This is a genomic window from Limimaricola litoreus (assembly GCF_024159025.1).
Classification (GTDB): domain Bacteria; phylum Pseudomonadota; class Alphaproteobacteria; order Rhodobacterales; family Rhodobacteraceae; genus Limimaricola; species Limimaricola litoreus.
This window is the reverse complement of record NZ_JAMYXC010000133.1, coordinates 1-5,746: the sequence shown is the minus strand read 5'-3', so window position 1 is coordinate 5,746 and position 5,746 is coordinate 1. Positions and strand designations below refer to the sequence as shown.

7 protein-coding genes are annotated in these 5,746 nt (G+C 71.2%); 4 read left to right on the top strand and 3 right to left on the bottom strand.

Translation table 11 applies throughout. The features are described 5' to 3' along the window. The 4 genes from NHG85_RS09290 to NHG85_RS09275 form a co-directional block, all read left to right on the top strand. Positions 1–734, top strand: a 734-nt coding sequence (locus NHG85_RS09290; protein ID WP_253331717.1) for an FGGY-family carbohydrate kinase, incomplete at its 5' end; no start/stop codon positions are given. A gap of 86 nt (positions 735–820) precedes the next feature. After that, complete coding sequence (gene chrA, locus NHG85_RS09285) at positions 821–2,143, top strand: chromate efflux transporter (RefSeq protein ID WP_253331715.1); 1,323 nt, start codon at positions 821–823, stop codon at positions 2,141–2,143. A 153-nt stretch (positions 2,144–2,296) separates the two neighbouring features. Next, on the top strand, positions 2,297–3,316 hold the full coding sequence (gene dusA / locus NHG85_RS09280; protein WP_256500283.1) for a tRNA dihydrouridine(20/20a) synthase DusA: 1,020 nt from the start codon (positions 2,297–2,299) through the stop codon (positions 3,314–3,316). 82 nt (positions 3,317–3,398) lie between these two features. Beyond that, entirely contained in the window at positions 3,399–4,220 is an 822-nt protein-coding gene (locus tag NHG85_RS09275) for a sulfite exporter TauE/SafE family protein (protein WP_253331713.1), read from the top strand. Here NHG85_RS09275 and NHG85_RS09270 read toward each other — a convergent pair. The 3 genes from NHG85_RS09270 to NHG85_RS09260 form a co-directional block, all read right to left on the bottom strand. Further along, the gene (locus NHG85_RS09270; RefSeq protein WP_253331712.1) at positions 4,217–4,447 is read right to left on the bottom strand and encodes a DUF1289 domain-containing protein; all 231 of its coding nucleotides are present in this window, start codon (positions 4,445–4,447) and stop codon (positions 4,217–4,219) included. The two genes, NHG85_RS09275 and NHG85_RS09270, sit on opposite strands and share 4 nt — an antisense overlap. After that, positions 4,444–4,917 carry a Holliday junction resolvase RuvX gene (gene ruvX / locus NHG85_RS09265; RefSeq protein ID WP_253331710.1) on the bottom strand — a complete coding sequence of 158 codons (474 nt, stop codon included), beginning with the start codon at positions 4,915–4,917 and terminating at the stop codon, positions 4,444–4,446. The genes NHG85_RS09270 and ruvX overlap by 4 nt, the downstream gene beginning before the upstream one ends. Next, the coding region (locus NHG85_RS09260; RefSeq protein ID WP_370363006.1) for a tetratricopeptide repeat protein at positions 4,914–5,746 on the bottom strand (833 nt) is incomplete at its 5' end. The genes NHG85_RS09260 and ruvX, both read right to left, overlap by 4 nt.

Here is a 5,746-nt window from a genome sequence, read left to right as displayed (position 1 = left end):
CCTGCGGCATGGGCGCGCTGGACGAGGGGCAGGGCTTCGTGTCGCTCGGCACCTCGGGCGTGCTTTTGGCGGCGCGCGACGGCTACAGCCCCGCGCCCCAGACCGCGCTGCACACCTTCTGCCACGCGGTGCCGGGGCGCTGGTACCAGATGGGGGTCATGCTTTCGGCCACCGACAGCCTGAACTGGCTCGCCTCGATCACCGGGGCGCGGCCCGCCGAGCTGACCGCCGGGCTGGGCGAGGAGATCCTCGCGCCCGGGCGGGTCCGCTTCCTGCCTTACCTGTCCGGCGAGCGCACGCCGCACAACGACGCGGCGATCCGGGGCAGCTTCACCGGGCTCGGCACCGATACCGGCCGCGACGACATGACCCGCGCCGTGCTCGAAGGCGTGGCCTTTGGCCTGCGCGATTCGCACGAGGCGCTGAAGGCCGCGGGCGCGCGGATCGAGCGGCTGATGGCGATCGGCGGCGGCGCGCGGTCGCGCTATTGGCTGCGGCTCATCGCGACGGTGCTCGGCGTGCCGCTCGACCTGCCCAAGGACGGCGAATTCGGCGCAGCGCTGGGCGCGGCGCGGCTCGGCCTCGTCGCCGCCACCGGCGCCCGGCCGGAGGAGGTCATGACCGCCCCCGAGATCGGCGAGCGGATCGCACCGGACGCGGGGCTTGCGGATGCCTTCGATGCGGCCCATGCGCGGTTCCGGCAGGCCTATCCGGCGATCCGCGAGATCCAGTAGGGGGCTTCGAACAGACGTATCATGCCATCATCCATGACAGCCGACACGCTGCCGACGGGCAGGGAAACCGCCATGGCCGGCCTTTCATGACCATCGGCGTGTCCTCCGCAAACGGGCCCTCGTCCCCGGCGACGCCGCCGAGGCTGGGGCAGGCGGCCCGGGTCTGGTGGCGCATCGGGCTCATGTCCTTCGGCGGTCCGGCGGCGCAGATCGCCCTGATGCACCGGATGGTGGTCGAGGAACGCGGCTGGCTTACCGAGCGGCAGTATCTCGATGCGCTGTCATTTTGCATGCTGCTGCCGGGGCCCGAGGCGATGCAGCTTGCGACCTATGCAGGCTGGCGGATGCACGGCGTGCGCGGCGGCCTCGTCGCGGGCGGGCTTTTCGTGGGGCCGGGGGCGGTGGTCATCGCCTGCCTCGCGGCGCTCTATGTGCAATTCGGCGATCTCGCGATCACGGGGGCGCTGTTTCTCGGCGTGAAGGCGGCGGTGCTGGTGATCGTGATCGAAGCGCTGCTGCGGGTCGCCCGCCGGGCGCTGAACGGTGCCGAGCCGCTGGTGCTCGCGGCGCTGGCCTTTCTTTCGCTCTTCATTTTCGCAGTGCCCTATCCGCTGGTCGTCGCGGCGGCAGCGGGCTGGGGGGCGCTGCGCTTTCGACGCGAGACCTCGCATGACGCCGGCAAGGAGATGATGCCACCCCGACCGATCGTCGCCACGCTGCGGACCGCCGCCCTCTGGTTCGGCTGGTGGATCGTGCCGCTGATCGCCGTGGGGCTGCTCGCGCCGCCGGTCTTCGCGGAGATGGCGCGGTTCTTTTCCGTGCTGGCCACCGTCACCTTCGGCGGCGCCTACGCGGTGCTGGCCTACATGACGCAGGAGGCCGTCGCGACCCAGGGCTGGCTGACCACCGGGGAGATGCTCGATGCGCTGGGACTGGCGGAAACCACGCCCGGGCCCCTGATCCTCGTCACAGAATTCGTGGGCTTTCTCGCCGGTCACAATGCCGCGCCTGCGGGGCGCGCGGCGCTGATCTGGGGGCTGGGCGGCGCGCTTGTCACGCTCTGGGCCACCTTCGCGCCCTGTTTCCTGTGGATCTTTGCGGGCGCACCATGGATCGACCGGATCTCGGCGCGGCCCGCGCTGCGCGCGGCGCTGGCCGGGGTGACCGCGGCGGTGGTCGGGGTGATCGCCAACCTGTCGCTGTGGTTCGGGCTGCATGTGCTGTTCGGCGCGGTCGGCACCTTCGAGGCAGGCCCCCTGCAGCTCGCTGTGCCGGAGCTCGCGAGCTTTGACTGGCGCAGCGGCGCCATCGCGCTTCTCGCCGCTCTCCTGCTGCTGCGCTGGCACAGGAGCGTGCCCTTGACCCTGGCCCTCTGCTCGGCCAGCGGCGTGGCGATGCTCGTCCTCTAAAGCGGGCGCGGCCCCGGAACGGTGCTTTCCGACGGCTGGCATTCGCCTTGGGAAAAGTGCTACACGCCATTTCCGGTGCTGCATCGCGCGGCCCACGTGCAGGCAACCGGCCGGGATCGGCGCGACCCCCGCAAGACATCGAAAGCAGTCGACATGGAACGCCACGTGACATCGCAGAGCCCTGACATTCATCAAGCCGCACGGCTGAGCGTGGCGCCGATGATGGACTGGACCGACCGCCATTGCCGCCACCTGCACCGGCTGCTGTCGCGTCGGACCCTGCTCTATACCGAGATGGTCACCGCCCCGGCGGTGCTGCATGGCGATCGCGACAAGCTTCTCGGCTTCGGTGCGCCTGAACACCCGGTGGCGCTGCAGCTCGGGGGCTCGGTGCCCGAGGAGCTGCGCGAGGCGGCCCGGATCGGTGCGGAGCGGGGTTGCGACGAGATCAACCTCAACTGCGGCTGCCCCTCCGACAGGGTGCAGTCGGGCGCGTTCGGCGCGGTGCTGATGACCCGGCCCGAGCTCGTGGCCGAATGCTGCGCCGAAATGATCGCGGCGAGCCCGGTCGAGGTCACGGTCAAATGTCGCATCGGCGTCGATGAGCAGGCGCCCGAAGAGGTGCTGCCGCGGTTTCTGGAGACGGTCGCCGCCGCCGGGGTGAGCCGCTTCACCATCCACGCGCGCAAGGCCTGGTTGCAGGGGCTGAGCCCCAAGGAAAACCGAGACATCCCGCCGCTCGACTACGACCTGGTGATGCGGATGAAGCGCGACTTCCCGCAGCTGCATCTTTCCGTCAATGGCGGCATCACCTCCCTGGCGCAGGCCGAGGGTTTTCTCGACGCCGGGCTCGACGGGGTGATGGTCGGGCGCGCGGCCTATCATTCGCCCGCCGACGTGCTGTGCGAGGCCGACCGCCGCATCTGGGGCGCATCCCGTGACAGCAGCGCCGAGGCAGCGGTGCACGAGATGCTGCCCTATATCGAGGCGCACCTTGCCGCGGGTGGGCGGCTGCACCAGGTGACGCGGCACATGCTGGGCCTCTTTGCGGGCCGACCCGGCGCGCGGGGCTGGCGGCGGGCGCTGTCCGAGGGTGCATCGCGCCCAGGCGCGGGGCCCGAACTGGTGCGCGAGGCGCTGGGCCGCATCGAGGACCTGCAACAGGCGGCTTGAACCGGGGCCGGGTGCCGGCGCGGCCTCTTGCGGTCGGGGCCGGGAGCGGGCATCGCCCGAGGGCAACGAGCCGGAGCGCCAGATGACCGACACCACATTGCTGCTTGCCATGGGCGCCATGCTGATAGGGATCGGCGCCTTCGCGGGGGTGCTCGCGGGGCTGCTCGGCGTCGGCGGCGGCATCGTGCTCGTGCCCGCCTATTTCTACGCCTTCGCGGCGCTGGGCTACGAGACGCCGCAGCTCATGCAGATCTGTCTCGCCACCTCGCTTGCCACCATCATCGTCACCTCCGCCCGCTCGGTCCTGAGCCACAACCGCAAGGGCGCGGTGGACTGGGCGGTGCTACGCGGCTGGGCGCCGGGGATCGCGCTGGGCGCGGTGCTGGGCGTGCTGGTGGTGGCGCAGCTGCGCACGGTGACGCTGCAGCTGATCTTCGGCATCCTCGCGCTGTGCGTCTCGCTCTACATGGTGCTGGGGCGCAGCGACTGGCGGCTTGGCGAGACGATGCCGGGCGGGATCGCGCGGGGTGCCGCCTCCTCGGTGGTGGGGTTCTTGTCGGTACTCATGGGCATCGGCGGCGGCAGCTTCGGCGTGCCGATCATGACGCTGCACGGCGTGCCGATCCACCGCGCCGTGGCGACGGCGGCGGGTTTCGGGTTGCTGATCGCGTTGCCCTCGGTCATGGGGTTCCTGCTGACGCCGCTGCCCGCAGGCGTGGCGCCGCCGATGACGCTTGGCTCGGTGAACCTGCCAGCCTTTCTCATCGTCATCGCCATGACGCTTCTGACCGCGCCGATCGGGGCGGCGCTGGCGCATCGGACCAAGCCCGAGCGGCTCAAGCGGGTGTTCGGCGCCTTCCTGATTCTCGTGGCGCTCAACATGCTGCGCAAGGCGCTGCTCTAGCGTTGCAGCCGCGCCTTGCGACCGCCGCGCCGCCCCTTGGGGGCGGGGCTGCGCTCAGGCAGTTCGGCCATGATCCGCGCCCGTTCGCCCGCGTCCATCCGGCCCCAGCGGGCGATCTCCTCCATCGAGCGCGCGCAACCAAGGCAGAGCCGCGTTTCGGGGTGGATCGTGCAGAGCTTCACGCAAGGGCTCTCGATCTCGTCGCGGCGCCAGGGATCGTCGCTCATGGCCGGGCCATATAGGCCAGCCGGTCGAGCAGCCCTTGCAGGATGTAGCCCGCCGCCACCGCGTCGATGATCTCGCCGCGCCGCTTGCGCGAATGATCCGCCTCGATCAGCGCCCGCTCGGCGGCCACGGTGGAGAGCCGCTCGTCCCAATAGACGATCGGCACCTCGGTGAGCCGCGACAGGTTGCGGGCGAAGGCCCGGGTCGATTGCGCGCGCGGGCCTTCCGAGCCGTCCATGTTGCGCGGCAGGCCGAGCACGAAGCCCGCCAGGTCGCGCCCCCGCGCGATCTCCAGCAGCCGTCCGGCGTCCTGCGTGAACTTCTTGCGCTTCACCGTTTCGAGCGGCGTTGAGACCGAGCGCAGCCCGTCGGAGACGGCGACGCCGATGGTCTTGGTGCCCAGATCGAGCCCCGCCAGCGCGCCCGTGCGCGGCAATGCGGCGGCGAACGTCTCGACCGTTTCGTGGATCATCCTTCGACTCCCGCTTCGCGCGCCGCGGCGCGGATCTGGTCGAGATCGGGCGTGCCGGCAAAGACCTGCTGCGCTTCGGCCCAGATCGCGGCCGCGCGCTCGCGCTCGCCCAAAACCCCCAGCGCGCCGATCAGCCGTGCCCATTCCTCGGCCGACCCGCCGGTCCCGGCCAGGCGGTCCGCCAGCCCCTCCACCATGCCACGGATCATCCCCTCGCGGTCCTCGGGCGCCATCTCGCCGGCGGCCTCGATATCAGCGGCCGAGGGGCCGGGCAGGGGCGGCAGGCTGTAATCGACGCCGGCCAGCGCCGCGGCGCGGGGGATCTGCGCGCGCGCGAGGGCGACATGCGGGGCCGTCGCGTCGCCCTGCTCGATGGCGCGCTTCCAGTAGCGGAAGGCCAGGTCGGGGCGATCGGTCTGGGCGTGCAGCAGACCCATGTAGTACAGCGGACCGGCCGCGTCGTCGCGCTCCGACAGCAGCCGAGTCAGCCGCGTCTCGACATCGGCCGACACCAGGCCGCCCGCGGCGGCCACCATCCGGTCGACCAGCGCCAGCCGGTCCTCGAAGGTCGCCGCCGCGCCCTTCAGCGCGATCACCCGTTCCTGCGCGCGCGCCGCGGCGGCGTAATTGCCCAGGGCGGCTTCGTGGCGCGACAGAAGCTCCCAGCCGGTGAGATCCTCGGGGCGCTCGGGCACGGCGGCGCGCAGCTGCGCGACCATGTCGAGATAATCCTGCGACGCCTGAACCGGGGTGGCTTCGAAACCCTGGAACGGCACGGATTTCAGGCTCTCGCAATAAAGGGAGGGCAGGAAATCGGCGAAGCCGCGCA